The 21410-nt window shown below is 47.1% G+C and carries 11 protein-coding genes; 1 reads left to right on the top strand and 10 read right to left on the bottom strand.

What is annotated here, in order from left to right:
- The first annotated feature begins 422 nt into the window (after positions 1-422).
- Entirely contained in the window at positions 423-3467 is a 3045-nt protein-coding gene (locus Q4526_RS09630; protein ID WP_215976864.1) for a TonB-dependent receptor, read from the top strand.
- Between the two features lie 692 nt (positions 3468-4159).
- Here Q4526_RS09630 and Q4526_RS09625 read toward each other — a convergent pair.
- The 10 genes from Q4526_RS09625 to Q4526_RS09580 form a co-directional block, all read right to left on the bottom strand.
- Complete coding sequence (locus tag Q4526_RS09625) at positions 4160-7282, bottom strand: TonB-dependent receptor (protein ID WP_215976863.1); 3123 nt, start codon at positions 7280-7282, stop codon at positions 4160-4162.
- A gap of 423 nt (positions 7283-7705) precedes the next feature.
- The gene (locus Q4526_RS09620) at positions 7706-9490 is read right to left on the bottom strand and encodes a VCBS domain-containing protein (protein ID WP_215976862.1); all 1785 of its coding nucleotides are present in this window, start codon (positions 9488-9490) and stop codon (positions 7706-7708) included.
- A 143-nt stretch (positions 9491-9633) separates the two neighbouring features.
- Positions 9634-12393: a polysaccharide lyase 6 family protein gene (locus Q4526_RS09615; protein WP_215976861.1), complete on the bottom strand. Its 2760-nt coding sequence runs from the start codon at positions 12391-12393 to the stop codon at positions 9634-9636.
- A gap of 614 nt (positions 12394-13007) precedes the next feature.
- Positions 13008-14099: a polysaccharide lyase family 7 protein gene (locus Q4526_RS09610; protein ID WP_215976860.1), complete on the bottom strand. Its 1092-nt coding sequence runs from the start codon at positions 14097-14099 to the stop codon at positions 13008-13010.
- 43 nt (positions 14100-14142) lie between these two features.
- Positions 14143-15816: a fructose-bisphosphatase class III gene (locus Q4526_RS09605; RefSeq protein ID WP_215976859.1), complete on the bottom strand. Its 1674-nt coding sequence runs from the start codon at positions 15814-15816 to the stop codon at positions 14143-14145.
- A gap of 15 nt (positions 15817-15831) precedes the next feature.
- A complete protein-coding gene (gene fbaA, locus Q4526_RS09600; protein WP_215976858.1) occupies positions 15832-16905 on the bottom strand; it encodes a class II fructose-bisphosphate aldolase in 1074 nt (357 codons plus the stop codon).
- 42 nt (positions 16906-16947) lie between these two features.
- Entirely contained in the window at positions 16948-17874 is a 927-nt protein-coding gene (locus tag Q4526_RS09595) for a sugar kinase (RefSeq protein ID WP_303609605.1), read from the bottom strand.
- Positions 17875-17931: 57 nt separating this feature from the next.
- Positions 17932-18684, bottom strand: coding sequence for an SDR family NAD(P)-dependent oxidoreductase (locus Q4526_RS09590; RefSeq protein WP_215976857.1), 753 nt, complete (start codon positions 18682-18684; stop codon positions 17932-17934).
- Positions 18685-18832: 148 nt separating this feature from the next.
- Positions 18833-19180, bottom strand: a complete 348-nt coding sequence (locus Q4526_RS09585) for a cupin domain-containing protein (RefSeq protein ID WP_084591621.1) — start codon at positions 19178-19180, stop codon at positions 18833-18835.
- A 79-nt stretch (positions 19181-19259) separates the two neighbouring features.
- Positions 19260-21410 carry an alginate lyase family protein gene (locus Q4526_RS09580; RefSeq protein ID WP_215976856.1) on the bottom strand — a complete coding sequence of 717 codons (2151 nt, stop codon included), beginning with the start codon at positions 21408-21410 and terminating at the stop codon, positions 19260-19262.

Genomic DNA, 21410 nt, shown 5'->3' with positions numbered 1-21410 from the left:
CAAAGGCGAGAAGCGCAGCTCACTCATCACATTCCCCCAGCGCACTTACGCGTAAGCCTCTATCGTCTCCGCCACGTTTTGACTCGTAACTATCCATACCATTTTCATATTGGTCTACCAATTTTAACGCCACCCATTACCCCCAAAAAGTCTGCCAACCCGCCCTAAATCTTTAATCCTATCCTCTTTAAAACACCCCAAAACAAGGGGTTATTCGTGTTTAATATGCCTAATAAATTGGCACAATCAACTATCATCCACTAATTATAGAAATTAGCTGATCTAATTGAACCTTTTTCGACCAAAACACTTGCCTTATGTAGGCACTTTGGTCGACAATATTATCTGCCACGAAAGACTAAATTGGGCGCCAAAGAGCGCTTATCGTACAATAATCAATAGCGGCATCCTTGGAGGAATTCATGCAAGATAAAAATAGACACCCTTTGACGGCTCAAAATCGAGGCCAATTTAAGCGCACAGCTCTGGCTACCACGCTAGCCGCTCTTACCTGTATTCATGCAGCCCAGGCACAGGAAACCAGCGAAGACAACACTTCTGAAATAGTAGAAGAAGTATTTGTTACCGGTTCTCGCGCCACCATTCAAACCACCATTGATATCAAGCGCAACTCAACCACTATTGTCGACGGTATGTCCGCCAACGACATCGGTGATATGCCCGCACTGTCTATCGGTGAAGCCTTGGAAAATATCACAGGCGCTTCGTCTCACCGTGAAAATGGCGGCGCCACCGAAATCTCTATTCGCGGCCTTGGCCCTTACCTAAGCGCTACAACGTTCAATGGACGTACCGCTTCTAACGGCAGTGGTGACCGCTCGGTTAACTTCTCTCAGTTCCCCTCGGAGTTGATCAACAAGCTCGCCATTTACAAAACCCAAGACGCCAGCCTGATTGAAGGCGGTGTTGCCGGCTTAATCGCTCTAGAGACCGTTAAGCCACTGGATTACGGTAAGCGTCGCTTTCAGGTGGAAGTGAAAGGCGGCATACAACCCAACCAGCAAAATATTGATAACTCCATGTCGGGCGATATTGATGTGCGCGGCAGTGCCAGCTACGTCGACCAGTTTGAGTTCGACAACGGTGCCGCACTGGGTATTTCTCTCGGTTACGAGCAGAGCGATATCTCTCAGCCAGAATCTGAAATGCGCATGTCTAGCCCCAGCGGCACATCCCAGTTTGCCTGTATCAATGACCCCAATGCGCCAGATCGCGGTTATTACCTAGCTAATGCGAATGATTGTGAAGGTCCTGGCGACGACGACGACTACAACACCGTGGTAGACCCAGAAACAGGCAAAGCTTACGATGACGGCTTAAACTATGCGTTCGCCCCAAGCTCTAACGGCTATCGCCAGAATGACACGTCGGACGAGCGTGAAGCCATTTTTGCTGCGATACAATTCCAGCCCACCGACAAGCTGGATATTAACGTTGACTATCAAGTCTCAGAGCGTATTCGCGCTGAAAAACGTCAAGACTTAAACTTCGCCAACATGAAGCGCACCACCCCCGGTGTCACGCCAGAGAACTTAGTAGTAAGCGATACTGGTGCCATATCCAACTGGCAGGGTGAAACCGCAATTGAGTCCAATAGTGAACTATTCTATCAAGATGAAGAGTACACAGGTTACGGTTTAAACGTCGCCTATGACTTCACCGATAACCTGACGGTTTCTGCTGATTACTCTTTCTCTGAGACCACTCGTGAATCACAGCTTTATAAGCTTCGGTTACGTTCGGACAATTTCGACACCTCGTTAGAGCCTGGCACTTCGACCTATCGCCCCATGGTTCAGTGGGATACCGACTCGGGTATTCGTCAGTACACTATCGTTGATTTCGATGTTACCGACCCCACCTTGTTCTCTAGCAACTACCGCCTTCGTCTCGACAATGACCTGGACCGCACCAATACTATTGAAGCTGGTCGCTTAGACTTTGACTTAAGCTTAAACGGTGTTATCACCGGAGTTAAAGGTGGTGTTCGTCAGTCTGAGCTTCAATATATTGACATGGGCCCAGAAAACCGCAGAGAAATTTTACTAGACACCAGCGATCATCGTATTGTTCAGAGCATTAACGAAAGCTGTTATATCGACTTCCCGGAAGACGACTTTTTGGGTGCCGAGCGCGACGGTGCTTTAATCACAATCGTTGACCCACAAGGCAATGTTGTTAAAGAAACCAACAGCTGGGCAACGTTTGATACAGCCTGTGTTGCCGAGCGATTGGCAGAAGAAAATGACACAGATTTAGCCTTTGGCGAACTGCCCCTCAACAAAGCCAACATCACCGATGTTAGCGAGTCGACTACTGCCGCTTACATTATGGCCGACTTTGACAGCGAGCTGATGAACAAGACTGTACGTGGTAACTTTGGCGTGCGCGTTGTGCAAACCGAAGTTGAATCTGTTGGCTTCCGTACCGACTACACCATTCAAGACTCGGCCAGTGAAACTGGGCTTGCTCTAGTCCCCGTTGATGGCGCAGACCTTGAACGCGTTGTAGCCGGCAACGACTACACCGAAGTATTGCCCAGCGTAAACGTGATCGTCGATCTGCGTGAAGACCTGATGTTGCGCGGTGCCATTTACCGCGGCTTGTCTCGCCCAGAGCCTGCCGACATGAGCTACCAACGTAGCTTTACCCCCAATGATGAAGAAAATATCACATCATTGGACCAGCTGCTTAATAACGTGAGTGGCGACGGCAACCCTTACTTGGCACCGCTGACCTCGTGGAGCTTCGACGCCGCTATCGAGTGGTATCCCAATGAAGACACGATGCTCACCTTTGGCCTGTATCATAAGAAGTTCCAAGGTGGTTTCGAGACCAATCACGTCACCGAGGAATTCAACATTGACGGGCAAATCCTGCCTGCCTCTTTCGATCTGACCGAAACCAATGAAGACTCCAGCAACCTGACCGGCTTTGAAGTAACCGCAACGCACAACTTCTCTTACCTGCCAGGCTTCCTGAGCGGCTTTGGTTTCAAAACCAGCTACAACTACGCCGACTCAGATTTTGAGTTTGAAGACAGCCTGTACGGTGACATCACTGTTCGCAATGAAGCAGGTGAAGTGACCTCACAGAAAATTGGCATTGTAGAACCGGGCAACGTACCGGGCTTCTCTGAGCACGTCTTCTCAGGTCAGCTGTACTACTCGGTAGGCGACTTTGACGCCAGCTTGATCTACAAATACCGCAGCGAATACTTCCAGCCCTACACCAGCAATGGCACTCGCCTACGCTTTGTGGGCGATACCGGAGTCTGGGAAACTCGCCTGTCTTACTACATTACCGACAACGTACGCCTAAGCCTGGAAGGCATTAACTTGCTGGATGAGCCTAAGGTTCAATACCACTTTAGCAATGACAACTTGGGTGAGGTTAACAGCTACGGACCTCGTATTTACTTTGGCGTAAAAGCTAAGTTTCAGTAAATAGCCCGCAACAATTACCGCCCTACGGGGCGGCTTTTAAATGGCCCGCCTTGCGGGCCATTTTTTTACCTATTCACTTTAGACCTTTGATATTTTCTCGCCCACACAAAAGACCCAACACCTAGCCTCAGGTAATGTCCTACAACATTTCAGGCAGTATCTTTTAAAACACCTTTTACTAACGCCTCTCAATAAGCAATCGCAGCTGAGCGGCACCCGCCAAACCCACCTACAAATACCCGCCCACCCTCTAATTTATGATTCCCTCAAGCAAAACAGAACACGTTAAACTAAATCTTTACGCAAACAGTCACACCCAATTAACCATTGCAATATGGGCACACTAATCACGCAAATGCCCTTCAGAACAATAAATAGCACACCTCAAACTCTTTTCCTGCAGCCAATTAAAAAGCCCACAATCAAACTGCAAGAAACCAATACGAAAAAGGCCTTTACCCCAACCACCTAAAATACGCATATCAATCGTGCGGGTGTGATGTGGATGTGGCGTGGCGTGAATCGTCTATGTTATATATTCACCCACATCCACGCGCAGAAAACACTAAGAAAGGACTAAGGACTGTCGTTGATGTAAAAACCCCAAACAAAAAAAACCCAGCTAATGCTGGGTTTTTTTGTTATAGATGCCGCCATAGGCGACACCTAATCCTTTAGAGCAAAGCTATAGATTAAAATCTGTAGCTACCACCAAAGGTGATACGACGATCAGGATAACCTGAGAAACAAACCGGACCAGATTCAGAAACACAACGCTGGGTCACGCCTTCCTCTGTCAGGTTCACAGCCTCAACACCAACGGTGATTTGGTCATTGATGTCATACGATACACTTGCATTCAGCTGTCCACGATCTTCGTTTACAACAGGGAAGCTCAGCGTACTGTTAGTACTTGAACCACCTGCGAAATCTTCTGAACGGAACGCTTCACGCCAGGTGTAACGCAAGCGAGCAGATAAGCCGTACTTCTCATAGTATGCAGTGATGTTATAAGCATTTTCAGAGAACTCAAGCAGGCCTTCTTTCAGCTCAAGGCCTGAACCAAGTACTTGCTCACCACGGCCAGTGGTAATATCTACCGCAGAACCGCCGGAGAACTCTTGCATGGTGTAGTTAGTTAATACACCAAAGCCAGATGCCCAACCCAGAGTGTCTTCAAAGTTTGATAAGTCATACTGGAATGCAAACTCAAAACCTGACTGCGTGGTTGTTACAGGATCATTACCTGGAATAGAGAAATCAACACACATCCCAAGCTGACCAGGAGTTCCCAGAACATTTGGGTTCACAATTGGATTGTAGAAACCGCCACCAGGACAGTTGGGGTCAGTTTCACGCACAAAGCCATTGTTTACTGGGGTCAACTTAGCACCTTCCAAAGTTGTACCGAAGATATTGGTACGCTCTTTTTCAAAGTAGCCTAAGCTTACTACCGCAGATGGAGCAAAGTACCACTCAACACCGATGTCAAATGAATCTACTTCTTCTGGCTCAAGACCTGGGTTACCCAGCGCTACTGTGGTGTTTTCGTTATCACTTAAGGTATAACCTACAGCTAGCTGAGAAAAGCTTGGACGGCTGATATCCGAGCCGTAACCGATACGAACCAAGACATCTTCAGTAGGCTGAACTACTAAATTCAACCGTGGCAGAATAAAGTCATAGCCACCAGTAAAGGTCTCTAAACCTGATGGACCATACCCTGTAGAGGCTACATCTGTCTCAAGATAACGGAAACCAACATTACCGCGCACGATGCCATACTCAAAGTTTGCTTGTGCATAAAGCGCTGTAGTTTCTTCCTTCGCTTTACGGTAACCAGACTCTGCAAATGTAGGCACGAAGCTTGATGGGCTTGAATCGTGCGCCTGCGTCTCTTCTTCGAGCCTAGAGATTACATAATCTGAATTAGAGAAAGAGGCATCAGGATCAACCAACATGAAGTCTGAAATGTACAACGACCTGCCATCAGCATCACCAAAGTTATCCGGACCAACCACTAGCAAATCGTCAAAATTAGCAGCAAATGGACTATCATCTAAATAGGAATAACCTGATTTCGCTTGCGAACGACCATACTCATGCTCGGACTCATTATAACGAACACCAAAATCAACTGAGTTCACACCAAACATTTCGAGTTCATACGAGAAGTCTAAGCGGAACGCATCTTCCGAGTTTGTCGTTTCATCGAAAGTGATTTCATAACCGTCTAACACGTAGTTAGCTGCATCGGTCAATTCAGCAGCCGAAGGACTATACATGCCCCCCTCTGTAATACCAAAGGCTAAAGAACCACCGCTTAGGTCGTACTCGTATGGCAAGGCGTTATCATTATAAATCCGGATACTTGAAGGATCTACTTGAGTCCCTTCAGCGGCTAGATATGCAGCTGCAATTTCATTTTGAACACCTGCGATATTACCTCCAAAGTCGTCCATAACCAACGCACGTTGAGCATCACTAAGCGCGTAATAGTGGCTACCAACTGGCGCAATCAATGGCGTATTGGGGTTCAGGAAGTTCATGGTGTTACTTACTGTAGGACTAAAAGTGTCCGATGTAGTTGAAGCGAGTTCAAAACTTGCAGTAAGCTTGTCACCAGTCCATTCACCACCAATCGAGAAGATCTCACTATCAGTAACACGCGAGCCGGTCTCGCTTGATGTACGGAAGTTACCATCACTTGGGTTGACCGATTTATCAACAAACGTTCCATTAGCTGGAATAACTGGGTTTATATCGCCTGCAACTGCTACATCGTAAGTAGGGAATTGCTGACCTTCCAAATTGCCATAACTAATGGTTTCATAATCAGTTGGGGTATTGAAATTTAGCAGACCGCCAATACCTGATGCCTGCAAGCGATACTGATCTCGACTTCGCTCTTGCTCGGTTATAACCACATCAGTGTAGAACTTAAGGCTATCGCTAGGCGCCCACTCAAAAGTAGCGGCTATGTTTTTGGTTTCATAGTCGTCATTCTCTTGCTCTTGGACTAAGAAATTAACGCCCTGCCATTGTGCTGGAGCACCGGTAGTATCAACTCCGTTAGCCGCAACATTATCACGCTGAACTAGAACATCAACATCGACACGAGGACGGAAAGATACAGCTTCCTGCTCAGTGTAGCTACCGCTAATAACGAAACCAAAATCACCTGCATCGGTTGACCAGTTATCACCATAAGCGCCTGAGATACGAGGCTTAATACCTTCAGTGCTAAGACTGCTGTCTTCGCCTTGAATTCTGATTGAGCCCAAAGTCTCTTTCAGATCAAGCGGACGAATGGTACGCAAATTAACAGTACCACCTACAGAGCCTTCAATAGTTTTCGCTTCTGGAGATTTAATAACTTCAACTGCAGCAATCATTGCAGCATTAACATCTTCAAAATTGATACCATTACGGCCTGAGCCAGAACCTACTGTAGACACACCATTAACTTCTACACGGTTTGAAGTAGTACCACGAATTTGTACACCAGTACCTACACCCGCTGTACGAGTAATTTGAACACCAGTGATGTTCTCCATTACTTCAGCCAAGTTTTGGTCAGGTAGCTTACCAATGTCATCTGCGATGATTACTTCGACTAGCTTAGTTGACTCGCGTTTCTCCTCGAGGGCATTTGCCAGAGAGGCACGAATGCCTGTTACGACAACCTCTTCCAGCATAGCGTCGTCTTCTTGTGCAACCGCAACCTGGGCAAAGGTCAGGGCTGACGCCGTCATCATTGCGCCACTGATGGCCGCAACGGCTTTGGACAAATTAAATTTATTATCGTTGCTCACTTCTCATTCTCCATTTTATATGTTTTTTGGCAGAACAATTTTTTCTCTCGCCACAGGAACATTACCCAAACAGCTGCCTTATTGTCAACCATTTTGAATACAGCTGGTCACAAGCTTGATACACCATCAGACAACAATCCATTATATTCTTTAATTTCAATTAGTTACGCTATTTTCCCTCTCAATTGTTAGCGTTACAATTCTACCCACTTTCAACGCTACAAACCTGCCTAACTCGCCAGCTATATAGTCAGAAATACCATTACCGCCTGTAAACCAACAGTCACTCTGGTTAACCAATTTGACCACCCGAATCGCAAACCCAGAATAAATATATAAAATAAAAGTAGCACCCAAAGACATAAAAAAGCCCGCCACTGCATACACAGGGCGGGCAAGACAGTTATAAAAAATATGGAACGGTTACTCTACATCAATAACCACTTCTTCAGAGTTACTGTGGTAAATAGAACCCTCATTAACATCCGGATCCAATGAAATACCAATATCGTAGCTTTCGAAATCATCTTCAAACTCTAAAACAGTGCCTTCTTTATCAGAATAAAGTTTGAATTCATCCACTCGGTACTGCGCCGTTGGCAGCACTGAGCTGGTATCACCAAATCTAAAGGCGATTACTTCAACACCATTTTCTACCGCAGTGAGTATGCTCGAGGTCGACATGAAGGGCTCGTCAGTGACATCTTCACCATTGATGGTAATTGTCAACAACGGTGGAGTACTCGCATCAGCCTCAGAAGCATCCCAAGTGATTTCCACATAGTTCCATACCGCCGGCTCGTAAACTACAGGCACTTCGTAATCTTTATTGCGAATTACGTATTGATCAGCCTGAATACGCAAGTCAAGTAACGCTGGGTTGGTACTGGTACTGTTACCAAATAATCCAATATAGGCATCTTTAGCAACACCATCGGCAGTTTCAGCCATATCATCTTTGTTAAAGTAAGCGGTGATCTTACCCTCTACCATCGCCTCATCAAGCTTGTAACGCAATTCGGGGTTGTCGTTGGTCATGCTGTCAGTCATGCGGGCCACTTTGTTGCCAGCAGCACCAGGGCCTGACTCGGCACCTGTTCCACCACCACCAGTACCATTCACTGCAACCGCTGCCACTTCTACCTCGGCACTATTGCTATGGTAGACAGAGTCTGCATTCTCGTCTGGATCCAGCTTGGTGCCTGCCTCATAGCTTTCGAAGTCATCTTCAAAAGCGACTTCAGTACCGGCAATATCTGAGAACACTTTTACATTATCCACGTGATAGGCGGCATCCGGCAGCACCGAGCCATCATCACCTAACTTAAAGATGACAACCTCTACACCGGCTTCTACATTAGTCAGAACACTAGCAGCAGATGAGAAAGGATCGGTAGTAACGCTCTCACCATTAATGGTGATGGTTACCAAAGGCGGAGTGCTAGCATCGGCGGCAGAGGCATCCCAAGTCATTTCAACATCGGTCCACACGCCGGGCTCAAACGGAATTGACACCTCGATATCGTCTTGATCGCGAATTACAAATTGATCTTCCTGAATACGCAAATCAACTAAAGCCTGGCTGGTACTAGTACTTGTGCCGTACAGCCCGATATAGGCATCTTTAGCTGAACCATCGGCGGTTTCAGCATTGTCGTCCTTCATAAATGAAGCGGTCAGCTTACCCTGCTCCAAAGCTTCGCCAAACTTATAACGCAGCTCACCTGCATCGCTGGTCATGCTATCGGTAATGCGCGCAACCTGAGAGGTCTCAACCGCTTCACTGGCACCGGTAATAGTAATTTCTAAGGTTGCCGTAGTGCCATCTACTGATTCAAGCTCAATCGAGTCGACTACTGAATCATCAGCGTCGGCCAGACCTGCAACCGTGGTGTCGGATGCATCAACGGTGTAGCTCCACACGCCGCTGGCTTCGATCGAAAAGGTGCCGTACATAGTGCTCTCATTCGTTAACGGCACGACTGCATCTTCGCCTTCATCTAAATCGGTAACCGACACTAAACCTGCGACAGCGCCTGCAGTGCTATTGTTAGTAGTACCCGTCAAACCGGTGAACGTTGCTGGAACATTTTCTACTGGGCCTGCGCTTGAAGTATTGGCTGGCGCTTCAAACACATCCTCGCCATCACCCCCACAACCCGCTAAAGTTATGGCCAAAATTGACGCGGTTAAAATCTTCATTTTCATAAGCTTGCACCCTTATTTATAGCTAAGTTTTTATGCGAATCATTTAAACGTACTACGCACTTAAAATGTCACGAATAACAAATGCCTAGTTTTCACCTAAGACAAGGGCCCAGCGGGGAGCCCTACCTTAGGTTTTATTATTTCTAACTATCACCACCAACATGACTGACCAATCTAAAGCCATCAAAACTGGCTTCATCGTCAGACGATGGGGCCGCCTCATAAGTCAACTCAAAATTATCAACACGCAACTCATATATTTTTCGAGTATCGCTGTCCATTTGCTCCGTGCCGCCAGGGTTATTAGCGATAGACTCGGCATTGAATTGAGCAAAAATTCTCACTGAGGTATTGTCACCACTATTAAAGGTCATTGATGCTTGGTAGTACCCATCTTCTGACGATTCGGGTGCCCCGCTGCTTTCCAACTGATCGTAATCGGCTATTTTTTCCCCTAATGTCACGCTACCTGCTTCATTTTGTGCGCCAAAGGTTGCCGTGGAGTTTGAGGTAGACTTCACCAGCAAATACATGCTCAGTGTGTACTCGGTGTTGGGAAGAACACCATCGATTATCTGGTACAACGTAGGTGTACTGTTTTCATCTTCTGGGTAGCTATAACCCAATTGCACCGAACCTTTATCACCGAATGCCGAGTTATTCGAGCTACCAACATTACCTAAACCTTGCGAGCCTTGATCATCGCCAACGTTTTCGATGGTTTCCCAACCGGTGATATCAGAATCATCCGTGCCTTCTGGAAAATCGGGATTTTCAATATCAGCCTGCTTACTCAGCGTGGCAGGCATACGGCCAATAATATCGGCTGAGGTATTGTTTCCCGAGTTAAAGGTTACCGAACGGAATTCAAAATCACTTGAATCATCTGTTGCCATAAACTCATCGCCATTTGCCAGCTTGACACCGAATTCTCCCGGCCCTTTCACAAAGGCGGACAAGGTGTAGAGGGTATTAGCTTCTAGGTCGACACTCTGACTAAGCTGGCCGGCGCCCGACACAACGGCAGAGGCGCCGCGCGAAAATACCTTATCGCTATCGTTTGACACTTGCGCCGAACCACTGAATGACCAAGCTTGCCCACCGTCATCGAAGTCAACGTTCTCAAGTGATATACGCTTCACAAAACCAGCACTGAAGGAGGGTGTGTAGCTTTTAGGCCCCACTTGATCGGGCGTAATAGGGAACCAAGTCGCGCTACCCGAGGCCACGTGATCGGCCCCGACAATGGTATTAGAACCACGCGCCTGACCATCCATATCGATATCGACGCTGGCGAAGCTGCCCATATCAGCGGCTACAGCACTTAAGTTAGGGCTGTTATCACTCGGGCGCCAAAGGCCATCATTACCTTTTTCCAGCTTAGCGTCGACAAAGTTCATTCCAGACACGGCACTTGAACCATCGTCCGCTAAGCTTTGGCCATAAATAATGTTACCCGCTATTTCCGAGCCACTGGGCATACCATCACCCATCTGTGTTAACACCGGCCCGATGCCTTGGGCAATCAAGTTATTCACCAAGAACAAATCTTTAGGGTTCTTGGATTTTTTACCGCCGTCAACATTCAAGCTATTAATACTGTCCACAACCGTGTTGTAACCAATTAAAGAATCTTCCAGTTGTTGGTAACCGCTTGCGCTTGGGCTGGAATCTGCCCCCATCAGTACAATGCCGCCGTGGTGAGTCGTATTTTTATAGCGCGCACCCTCAATGTAATTATTAACCACACGGTGACCGCCATCAATCAGTCGCAGGCCGCCCGCAAATGGGTGACCGTCGCCAAACATAAAGTTGTGAGCGATAGTGGCATTGCCACCGTGGCGAGTAGTGATTGAGCCATAACTGTCGCGCACAGTGTTGTGAACGATGCTGTTATTGGTCGCCTTGTTAGAAATAACTTCGGCTTCGCCGTCAATACGCTCAAAATAGTTGTGTGCAACCACAGAGAAGGAGTCCCCCTCGTGTGTGGTACTCAAACCAATACGAACCGCCTCATATTCGTTGTCACCGCTGTCGGCGTAAGCTTTGCCCTCTGTGGGCGCTCTATCACCAAAATAGTTGTGATCGATTTTAGTGTAATCGACTTGTGCTGTACTCGGATCCTGGCCATCGGGAATCCAACGATCAACAACCAGCAGTGCGCCACGGGTTGTTTTACCTGCGAACCAGTTATGGTCAATTCGAGTAAACTCACCATAATCATAAACCCATTTGGTATTGCTATCGCGCCCTACGTCCATATCGATAATGGCGTTTTCGGTGATACGACAATGGCTACATAAGTCGCCGCTACCCAAACGGGTCGCAATCATATTACTACTGGCCGACTCACCATCTTTAAAGATAAAGCCCTGAAGTACGACGTAAGAACCACCCATCTCCACTTTCACTTCACCACCGATGGTTACCTGACCTGGGTTTTGCGCGGCCACAGTAATCGGCTGTTCTGGCGTACCAGCACCGCCGATGTCTATATCGAGATTTGAATACTGACCATCCGCCAGACATAAAGTGGTACCTGGCGCCATTGCGCCGCCAGCAGCATCTTCTAATGCTGAAATTGAGGTAACCACTTGGGTACAGCTGACCTCTGGCACTGAGTCTTCATAAGTGAAGTCGCCGGCAACGGGGGCGTCCCCGGTCTGCGTCGGTGTGCTCGACTGCGATGATGAATTACTACTTACACTACTGCTCTGCGAAGAAGACTGATCCGAAGTACTAGAGCTACTAGAACTAGTGGTGGACACAGAGGAGCTAGAAGATGAAACTGGCTCGGAAGAACTGCTTACCGACGAGCTCGGCGAAGAACTGCCACCGCCAGAACCACCACAAGCGGCAAGCACAGAAACTGAAAGTAACAAACAATACCGTAAAAAAATCATACACAACCTATTTTTATTCACTATTATTTTATAAATTGATGCCACAGCAAAAACGCAACTGACTGTGATACCACTACTTAATTTATAGAAAAGAGAAACTGCACCGAACGGTTAGCCTGCATATCTTGTCCTGTAGCCTCACCCACCACAGGAGCCACTTTTACTGTGGCAGCATTCTGTACCTATATTTATGCGCTGCGTTTACCCTCTGCTAAAAGCAATTTAGTTGTTGAGCGAGCCTATGTTTGATAAGAAATTAAGCTTAACTCCCTAGTTTATGCTTATTAGTAGGGATAATCTGCCTGTATAAGCTGACATTACCGAATTGGCTGCAGCATTGTCAACCGATTTGACATACATTTGGTTCAACCAAAGATAAAGCCGGTCACGCCCCAAAAAAAACCATCACAATATCAATAAGATAGCCTCGACAAATAGTAAATAATCATTAAAATCAGCCAATCAATAGAAGCTTTTATCGCCATGCGCTCAGCGGCAGGCCAAAATACGAAATACTCACAAAGGTAGAGATTTAGTGCAAAAGAGAGGAGCTGAAGTGGCGATCATCACGACTCTCAGCCTAACTGGAGCCGTGATGGTCGAGCAGAACAACGCTAGTTTAAAGTAATTGAGCGGAAAGTGGCCTGAGCGTAATGACCTGCCTGAGAGTCTTTCTCCCAAAGCCCAGTACCGGCACAACCTGCGTACCACATACCCTCTTGATCCTTACTGCTGCACTGATTGTAAGCACCCGCTTTAAAGTAGAACCAGTCACCACTGTAACCTTTAGGATTGTCTAACTCATCCACCTTGCCATAGGGGTCGACATTATTTGACAAATCAACCGAATATTCTATGGTCTGCTTACCTTCACCCGTGAAAGTAAGGTTCATGACGCTACCATCGACATCTACGACATAGCTGAACGTTTCATCGAGCTTCAGGCCCGCTTCACCGGGATCCTCCGGGTTATCCCACACATTGCCCCACACGGGGAAAGCAATATCGGTACGGTTGGGATCATCCTGTTCAAGATTGCGCTCGTAAGTCCAGAAAACAGAACCGTACTCATGATCGGGCCACTTTTTGTAGTAAATCTTTAACGGCTCATTCCCATAACCGAAACCTTTGGCCATTTTGCTATCTTTACCCGCATGTATTTGACCGACTACGACTGAAAAGGCAGGCTTTTTATTTGGGTTTTTGGCCTCAACAGCAACATGATTAACAGCCAGGGTTGCTGACAGTTTGCCACCAATAGAGCCATAGCGCGAAGCTTTAGGGTGCGCTGCCAACGCAAAATTATTACCAGGCGCCTTTGTAGAGCCTTTAGCATCGATCATTTGACGCAGCTCACTGCGGGTATTGGTAGAGCCCGATGTCGTCACCGCTTTATTGGGGGCGGCAAACACTACACCAGCATCGGTGGCATAAAAGAAACGTGGCTCAAGCAAGCGGTCAATGTGCGGCGGGCCCACTTCATCAATTTTACCGTCTCGGTTACTATCCATGGGCAGGGTGATCTTCCATTGAGAAAGATCTATGACAGAGCCAGGAATACGTTTACCGGCAAGAGACGGCTGGCTAGCACTGCTCTGTTTTGTTTCGGTCTGCCCCTGACAAGCGGTCAACAGAGCCACAGAAGATACGACAGACAGCGCAATAATCGGCATAGCGCGAACGGTTTTTTTGACGTTTTTTATCATAATTTTCTCCCAAAAAATTTTCTTAAAGGGTGGTTTTGTTCAGTTATATTTCATTAAAGCTAAAACCAGCAGTCTCAGCATCAAGTTTGAATAATTGGGCACTCTGATCATTGGCAATTAACACCATGCCAGCGGCACCTGTGCGAGATCGATAAGCTTGAGAAAACCCCCCATCGATGCATAACAATTGATTATTAGCGTACCGCGGCGACTCTCCGGCTTTTAACTTTACCGGCACATGGCCATTGATAATAATACTGCCAGCATCTCCACTCAACTCTTCTGCCACCTTGGCGACAAAATTAGCATCGTTTCTGGCATCAAAATATGGGTTCTTACCCTCTTTATGGAAGTGCTTATTCGCAATAAAGTAGCGTTCAAACGTCGTCATTTGTTCTTTTCCGAACAAAGGCGAGTTGGGCCCACACCAAAGATACCAAGCAACATCCGATAGATACTTACAGCTGGTTGAGTGTCGACGTGAATAGGCTTTGCGCATTTGCAGCTCGAAGGCATCGAACATCGCCCGCCCAGTTACTTGGCGACCAGCAACTGGGGCCGGCAAAAACTCCAAGTCATCATCCACCGGCATGCAACCATGAAACAATAAATATTCACCATCGCTATCCACTAAGCTGCCATTAGCAAACAAAAAGTTAACGTGCCGCTGTAAGCGTTCAGAACCGACAAATTGTTGCTTTAATTTCTCAATGACCGACCACTCAGCATCGGTTAAGGATGTTGGAGAGTGCGGGTTAACCGTTGGCAACGACGAGTCAATTAAGTCAACTGTCTCGCCCTGCAGGCTGATTTGTCCATGCGTATAATCGATTTTATTCAACAAGAGCCTGGACTCCATTGAATAATCTGGATTCCTTTCAACTATATGATGCTCAAGCTTAAATTGAATCATCGCAACTGCTTTATGCATCGCAGCCAATTGCAACTGAGACCACTGCGCCGCGTCAGACAAAGGCATAAACTGCTCGCAAGAGTCGTCAGCGTAAGCCTGCTCAGCCAGAGTGGCCAAATCTGACAGGTCAATTGAATAGTCGTCCGTCAGCGTTTCAACATGCCCATACCGAATACAAAGACGAACAGCCGTGGCAATACACTCAAGCGAGCCTGAGGCGGCTCCCATCCACAAAACATCATGGTTGCCCCACTGAATACCAACCGCGGGCAGCTTTTCCAACTGATCAATAATATGGGGAGCACTTGCACCACGGTCAAAAATATCTCCCACCAGCTGTACTCGATAAGCAATCAGACTGTGGACTGACTCTGCGATTAGATTGCAAACTGATATTCGATCGAATGCATCAAGACGGGAAACTGCCTCAAGGTCAACTTCACTCACCTCAGCCTGTATGGCGCACTGATCAACAACAGGCAATAGCCAGCTACAGTTAACAAATGCATCAACGCATACAGGCCAAAAGCGACGTTCATTTTTAAATGTGAGCAACAGATCCATCATAATGACAACATCACTCACGGCACTATATTCAGCATCTACCGTTCGCTGTCGAGGCAATAAGTAATGCCTGAGCACACCTGCACGCGAGTCATCATGTTCCGATGCATCGATCACAATTTTCTCTACGATCCCGAATTTTTCTTGCACCAGATAATCAAATACATCCCCCTGACCATGTACATCAGAGAGAAATACCCGATAAGGGCTCGCGGCAAACTGACTGCTATTGGCACTCATCACATTTCTCGCCGATCAAAAAACGCTTTCGCAATTTAACTGCCGACAAATGTCGGTAAGTTTTGATGAAAAACCCTCTTCAGCTTTACGCATCCAAACACGCGGATCGTAAAACTTCTTATTGGGCACATCTTTACCTTCAGGATTACCTATTTGAGCCTGCAGGTAACCTTTACGGTCTTCATAAAATTGCCGTACGCCATTCCAGTAGGCCCACTGAAGATCGGTATCCACATTAACTTTAATAACACCGTAATCAATACCTAGAGCGATATCTTCAGCGGAAGAACCCGACCCACCATGAAACACAAAATCGACAGGGTTGTGACCCAGCTTATACTGCTTACTGAGATGATCTTGAGAGTTTTTCAAGATTTCAGGACGCAGAGAAACATTGCCCGGCGAATAAACACCGTGAACGTTACCAAATGAGGCCGCAATAGTGAATTTATCGCTGATAGCACTGAGCTTCTCGTAGGCATAAGCCACCTCTGAAGGCTGCGTATATAGGCGTGATGAATCAATACCAGTATTATCTACCCCATCTTCTTCGCCACCGGTAACACCTAGCTCAATTTCAAGGGTCATACCCATAGCACTCATACGTTTGAGATACTCACAGCAGGTGTCAATATTGTCTTCTAGCGGCTCTTCGGACAAATCAATCATGTGCGACGAGAACAAAGGCTTGCCGTACTGCTTAAAATACGCCTCACCGGCATCAAGTAAACCGTCAATCCAAGGCAATAATTTGCGCGCAGCGTGGTCTGTATGCAGCATGACAAAAGCCCCGTATGTGGACGCCATAGAATGTACATGCAAAGCCGCCGAAACCGCGCCTTTTATCGAGCCCTGATGATTGGTGTTTGAGACAGATTTACCACCATAAAATGCAGCGCCGCCGTGAGACAGCTGAATAATGATTGGAGCATTTAATTCAGAGGCAACCGCCATAACACTATTAACAGTGCTGGAGCTGGTGATATTCACAGCGGGCAACGCCATTCGATTCGCTTTGGCAAAGGCAAAAGTTTGGCTAACCGCATCACCGAGGATGACATTATCAGTTAAATTCAATTTGTTAATCATGGACAACTCACTTTTAGTCTGTGGGTATGTGGTGTCGAAAACTTAAAAGCTAGGCATATCGCTTTCAGCAATGATGGCACCTTTATACTGAATCACCGTAGAGGCCAACAGATGGCCTTTTTGTGCGGCAATTTCATGGCTTTCGCCCTGGGCGCGAAAATGTAAATACGCAGCATTAAATGAGTCACCCGCCGAAGTGGTATCGACGACCTCAACCCGGCGCCCACTCACCATTTGGCGAGACTCCCCTGTATCCACACAACAGCCTTCAGGGCCCATCTTCAGTACGACTTCTTGTGCGCCGCACTGGCGAATACGATTAATAACCGCATCTTTATCGGTTTCGCCGAACAACAGGGTTTCATCATCAATGGTGGGCAGAGCAATGTCGCTCAATGCGTAAGCGCGGCTAAAAGCCTTCTTGGCATCTTCTATGTTGGCCCAAAGTACAGGGCGATAGTTACCATCAAAAACGATCTTTTTACCCGCGGAACGCAACTGCTGCAACATCGCAAATAAACGATTCAATGAGGGCTCATCAACAATGGCCAAACTGATGCCGGACAGGTAAATGAAATCGAACTGAGATAACTCATCGGTTAATGCCTGCTGCTTTTCATCGCTATCAAACAAGAATTTCGCGGCCGAATCATTGCGCCAATAAATAAAATGGCGTTCACCTTCAGCATCGTTACTGATATGGTAAACACCTGGGCGCTTAGCAGGGTCAACTTTTACCAAACTGGTGTCGACACCATTGCCTTCCCACTGGGCCATCATCCAACGGCTCGCTTGATCATCCCCCATGCCAGTCACAAAACTTGCATGGGTACCAAGGCGGGCCAGATAGACGGATGTATTCAGTGTGTCACCACCGTAGCCAATCACCGCTGGAATTTTTGCTTGATCCGGAGATAAGCTACCACTGGACATTTCCAGCATACATTCGCCAATCGCTGCAATCTTCACTCTCTACCTCTTCAATGTATTGTCTCTCGAGCTTCAGTCGAGATCAAAAGCTTACACTCAGGAAAACAGCAGGCCGCCGTTAACATCTAAATTCAAGCCAGTTAAAAACGATGCTTCATCTGAGGCCAAATAAACCACCACATCACCCACTTCATCGGGTGCCCCTTCACGTCGTAAAGGTGTTGCCGCCGCAATGTTTTGACGCACTTCATCTTTGGTAAATGTATCGTGAAATGTGGTGCTGATGACACCTGGACACAAAGCGTTGACCCGAATACCTTTAGGGCCCAGCTCTTTTGCCATGGCACGGGTGAACGTCATAACCGCCCCCTTGGCCGTGGCATAAGCTGATGCACCCGGACCGCCTCCATCGCGCCCCGCTTGTGAAGCAATATTTACCACCGAGCCGCCCTTACTCATATGAGGGGTTACATACTTGGTCAACATAAAGGTGCTGGTAAGATTTAAGCGCATTACCAAATCGAAAAATTCGGGGGTCATCTCATCAATGGTTTTGCGTTGAACCAAACCGCCCGCCACATTCACCAACAGATCAATCTTTTGACCAAATGCTTCTTGCGCCTTAGCCACTAAATTTTGTACATCTTGCGCATCGGTCATATCGCCCTGGACTAGAATAGCATCCACGCCTAGCGCTTTAACTTCCTGCAGAGTAGATTGCGCCTGCTCGGCATTGCTGAAATAGTTAATAACAAGCTTTGCTCCTTCCTGGGCCAGCTTCAGCGATATTGACTTGCCGATATCGCGAACCCCACCGGTAATAATACAAACTCTATTTTCAAGCTTCATACTAAACACCACCTCAAGTTCAAAAAAGCGACTGTCCATCAGGTTTTAGGCGGTCACTCTACCAATAAATAACCGAGCAAAACGGGGCACTATCGCCCCGTTTACAACTACCAATTTCTTACTATTTAGGCTTTTAGATAGGTTGAGCTTATTTTCCACCCACCATATCAGCACGAATTGGGCTGAATATATCGATCAGAATACCGGCCTCTAAACAAACGGCACCGTGCTCTTCGTTCGGCGGAACATAAAAACAATCACCACCTTTCAGGATTTTCTTTTCACCATCAATCATAACTTCAAATTTGCCACGCTCAACGTAGGCAACCTGAGAATGGAAGTGACTGTGAACATAGCCTTCACTGCCCTCATCAAAGGTAACGCGAACAACCATGATTTGCTCGTTATAGCCCATGATGCGACGCTTAACCCCCGGCGCCACATCTTCTTCTTCGATGGTATCCATTTCAATAAATTTACTTGATTCGATCAGCATTCTCTTCACCTTTTACTATCACGGAATATTAAAAGTAACTGCCTATCGTTCCAATGAGAGGCAGTTCTAAACATCAATTCTACTGTTGTAAGACTTCAGCCTCAACTGGGGCAGATCCTTTCTTACCAGTGGTGAGCACCAGCGTATAGGTGCCTGCATCACCCATATTAACAATGAGCTCGGCGCCAGACTTAGTTGTATTGTAGTCCAAAGACTTAACACGGCTATAAGCGTTAGTAACAAACTCAGCCGTGCCATTGTATTCGCCGTGTGGCTCAACAATCGAGTACATGACCGCATTGCTCGCCTGCAATCGACGCACAGCACCTTGATCGCGACGCAAATTGTGGTTTGGATCGTTGGCGCCTAACTGGAAAAACAGTGTTTGCGCCGACTCGCCATCACTCGCCTCGCTGCCATAGGTATACGAATAGAACCGATCACCCAGAAGCCATGTCAAACGATTGCCCTCAGACGCCGAATCGCCCTGGCTACGCAGCAACATATGCTGATAACCATTATCATTACCCATCGCCGTCCAGGCATCGAGGGCCTCTGCATTTTTAAGATTATGGTCAATCACCTGGCCATTAAAATGCAACGGCAAGTCATACAGGTGCTTGTCATCAGATTGAATAGACACGACATCGATAACAAATGGCTCGATTGACTCAGGCTTAACCAATGCTTGTACGCGGGTAATTGCAACCCCGTCATAAGCGGTATTAATTCGACCAATGCTTACATCAGCTGCATCACCAGTACTAAAGAAAACTTGCTCGGCAGGCCTTGTATTGGCCACCGCCAAATCGGCATTGAACTGGCTCGTCTTATCGACAACCAATGCATTATGAGCGACCGTCTGTTTAGCCCAGGTGTTATTTTCGTGTAAATAATGGCCGCCGTATTTGGCTTCCACATTCAAATAGCGTGCAGCACCGTAATCGGTAACAACCTCTTTGCCGTTATCATAAAACTGCCAACCCAAACGATCGTAATGGCCGTGCCCCATACCTTGGCTTGTATTTTTTGCCACAATCAAGGAGCCCGATTCATTATCACCAGAGCGCATTAATGTTAAGCCACCCTGATCACCTTTAGCGCCATCGCTATACACTTTCGACTCATAGGGATATGGCTCGACGTTATTACTGGCAAGAATTTTAGACAAAGCGACGCCACCGGCACTTAGGCTAACGCGCCCTTGCTGACGGGCGATATCACTTAATGACTCATCTTCAGTAATATCGTAGGCAATCGCCAACGCCTGCACCAATTCTTCGGTCTTAATGCCTTTGTCTTTGATGGCATCGTTAATTGGGATAAACAAGCCGTTATAGCTCAACTCGATAGTTGTTTTAATTGCCTTGAGCAGAATACCGTCGCGATGCTCAAAAATGCCGATTTCAGGCTGATTGGTTTCGATAGCCTTGGCAAACCAAACGAAAGGCATTAACGCATAACGCTGATAATAAGGCCCTTCGGTGTAGTAACCATCAGGAGAGAAAAGCTCATCCAACTGCTTTAGAAAGCCAGAGTTGCCGCTTTTATCCAAACCCTTAAGCGCCTTTTCCACATAATCATCTCGGCCGGTGGCATAACCCACCATCCCGACAGCGGCCACAGCCCAAGTGCCGTGATTATGGATCTTATCGAAAGTTTGCGGCTGACCTTCAGACAGATAATCAGCAACCGGGAACAGCAAGTTGTTCAAAATCTTGTCTTTTTGCTCGCCGTTTAACGTTTCCGAAACCATGTCGTACGCCTGACTGGTGTAAACCAACCAAACCGCTTCGTTTAGACTCTGCCAAAATAATTTGCCCGGCGTTTGCTCTTTCTTCTCAGGGTGTAAGCCCAGCTGTGGGTACATTTCAGCGTAGGTATTTAGCATTTCAACAACATAGTCACTGTAACGACTGTCACCACTAAGCTGGAACTGCAAACCAGCAGCGTGCATGGCCTTATAGTTGCGCTTATGCTGCTCGTGGGTATAACCACCACCAGCATCTTTAGGCCAAGGCACTACAATACCTTCGGCAATGGCGGCATCAGCCACACCCTTGTTGCTTTGCAATGATTGCTCTAACAGGCCACCCGAGGCGGACTGCAAGGCAACAATATCATTCTCACTAATAACCAGTGACGGCGATTCTGCAGCAGTGGCATTTACACCACCCATTAGCAGGCAGGCAACGCCACCGGCTTTAACGATAAAAGAGGGCATTTTCAT

The sequence above is a fragment of the Gilvimarinus sp. 2_MG-2023 genome (assembly GCF_030547685.1).
GTDB lineage: Bacteria > Pseudomonadota > Gammaproteobacteria > Pseudomonadales > Cellvibrionaceae > Gilvimarinus.
Note: the sequence above shows the minus strand (reverse complement) of the source record. Positions and strands in the feature narration are given on the sequence as shown.

Coding starts and splice junctions, on each gene's coding strand:
- Q4526_RS09615 (WP_215976861.1), bottom strand. CDS start 12,393: ATGATTTTTTTACGGTATTGTTTGTTACTTTCAGTTTCTGTGCTTGCC.
- Q4526_RS09630 (WP_215976864.1), top strand. CDS start 423: ATGCAAGATAAAAATAGACACCCTTTGACGGCTCAAAATCGAGGCCAA.
- Q4526_RS09620 (WP_215976862.1), bottom strand. CDS start 9,490: ATGAAAATGAAGATTTTAACCGCGTCAATTTTGGCCATAACTTTAGCG.
- Q4526_RS09580 (WP_215976856.1), bottom strand. CDS start 21,410: ATGAAAATGCCCTCTTTTATCGTTAAAGCCGGTGGCGTTGCCTGCCTG.
- Q4526_RS09605 (WP_215976859.1), bottom strand. CDS start 15,816: ATGAGTGCCAATAGCAGTCAGTTTGCCGCGAGCCCTTATCGGGTATTT.
- Q4526_RS09610 (WP_215976860.1), bottom strand. CDS start 14,099: ATGATAAAAAACGTCAAAAAAACCGTTCGCGCTATGCCGATTATTGCG.
- Q4526_RS09585 (WP_084591621.1), bottom strand. CDS start 19,180: ATGCTGATCGAATCAAGTAAATTTATTGAAATGGATACCATCGAAGAA.
- Q4526_RS09590 (WP_215976857.1), bottom strand. CDS start 18,684: ATGAAGCTTGAAAATAGAGTTTGTATTATTACCGGTGGGGTTCGCGAT.
- fbaA (WP_215976858.1), bottom strand. CDS start 16,905: ATGATTAACAAATTGAATTTAACTGATAATGTCATCCTCGGTGATGCG.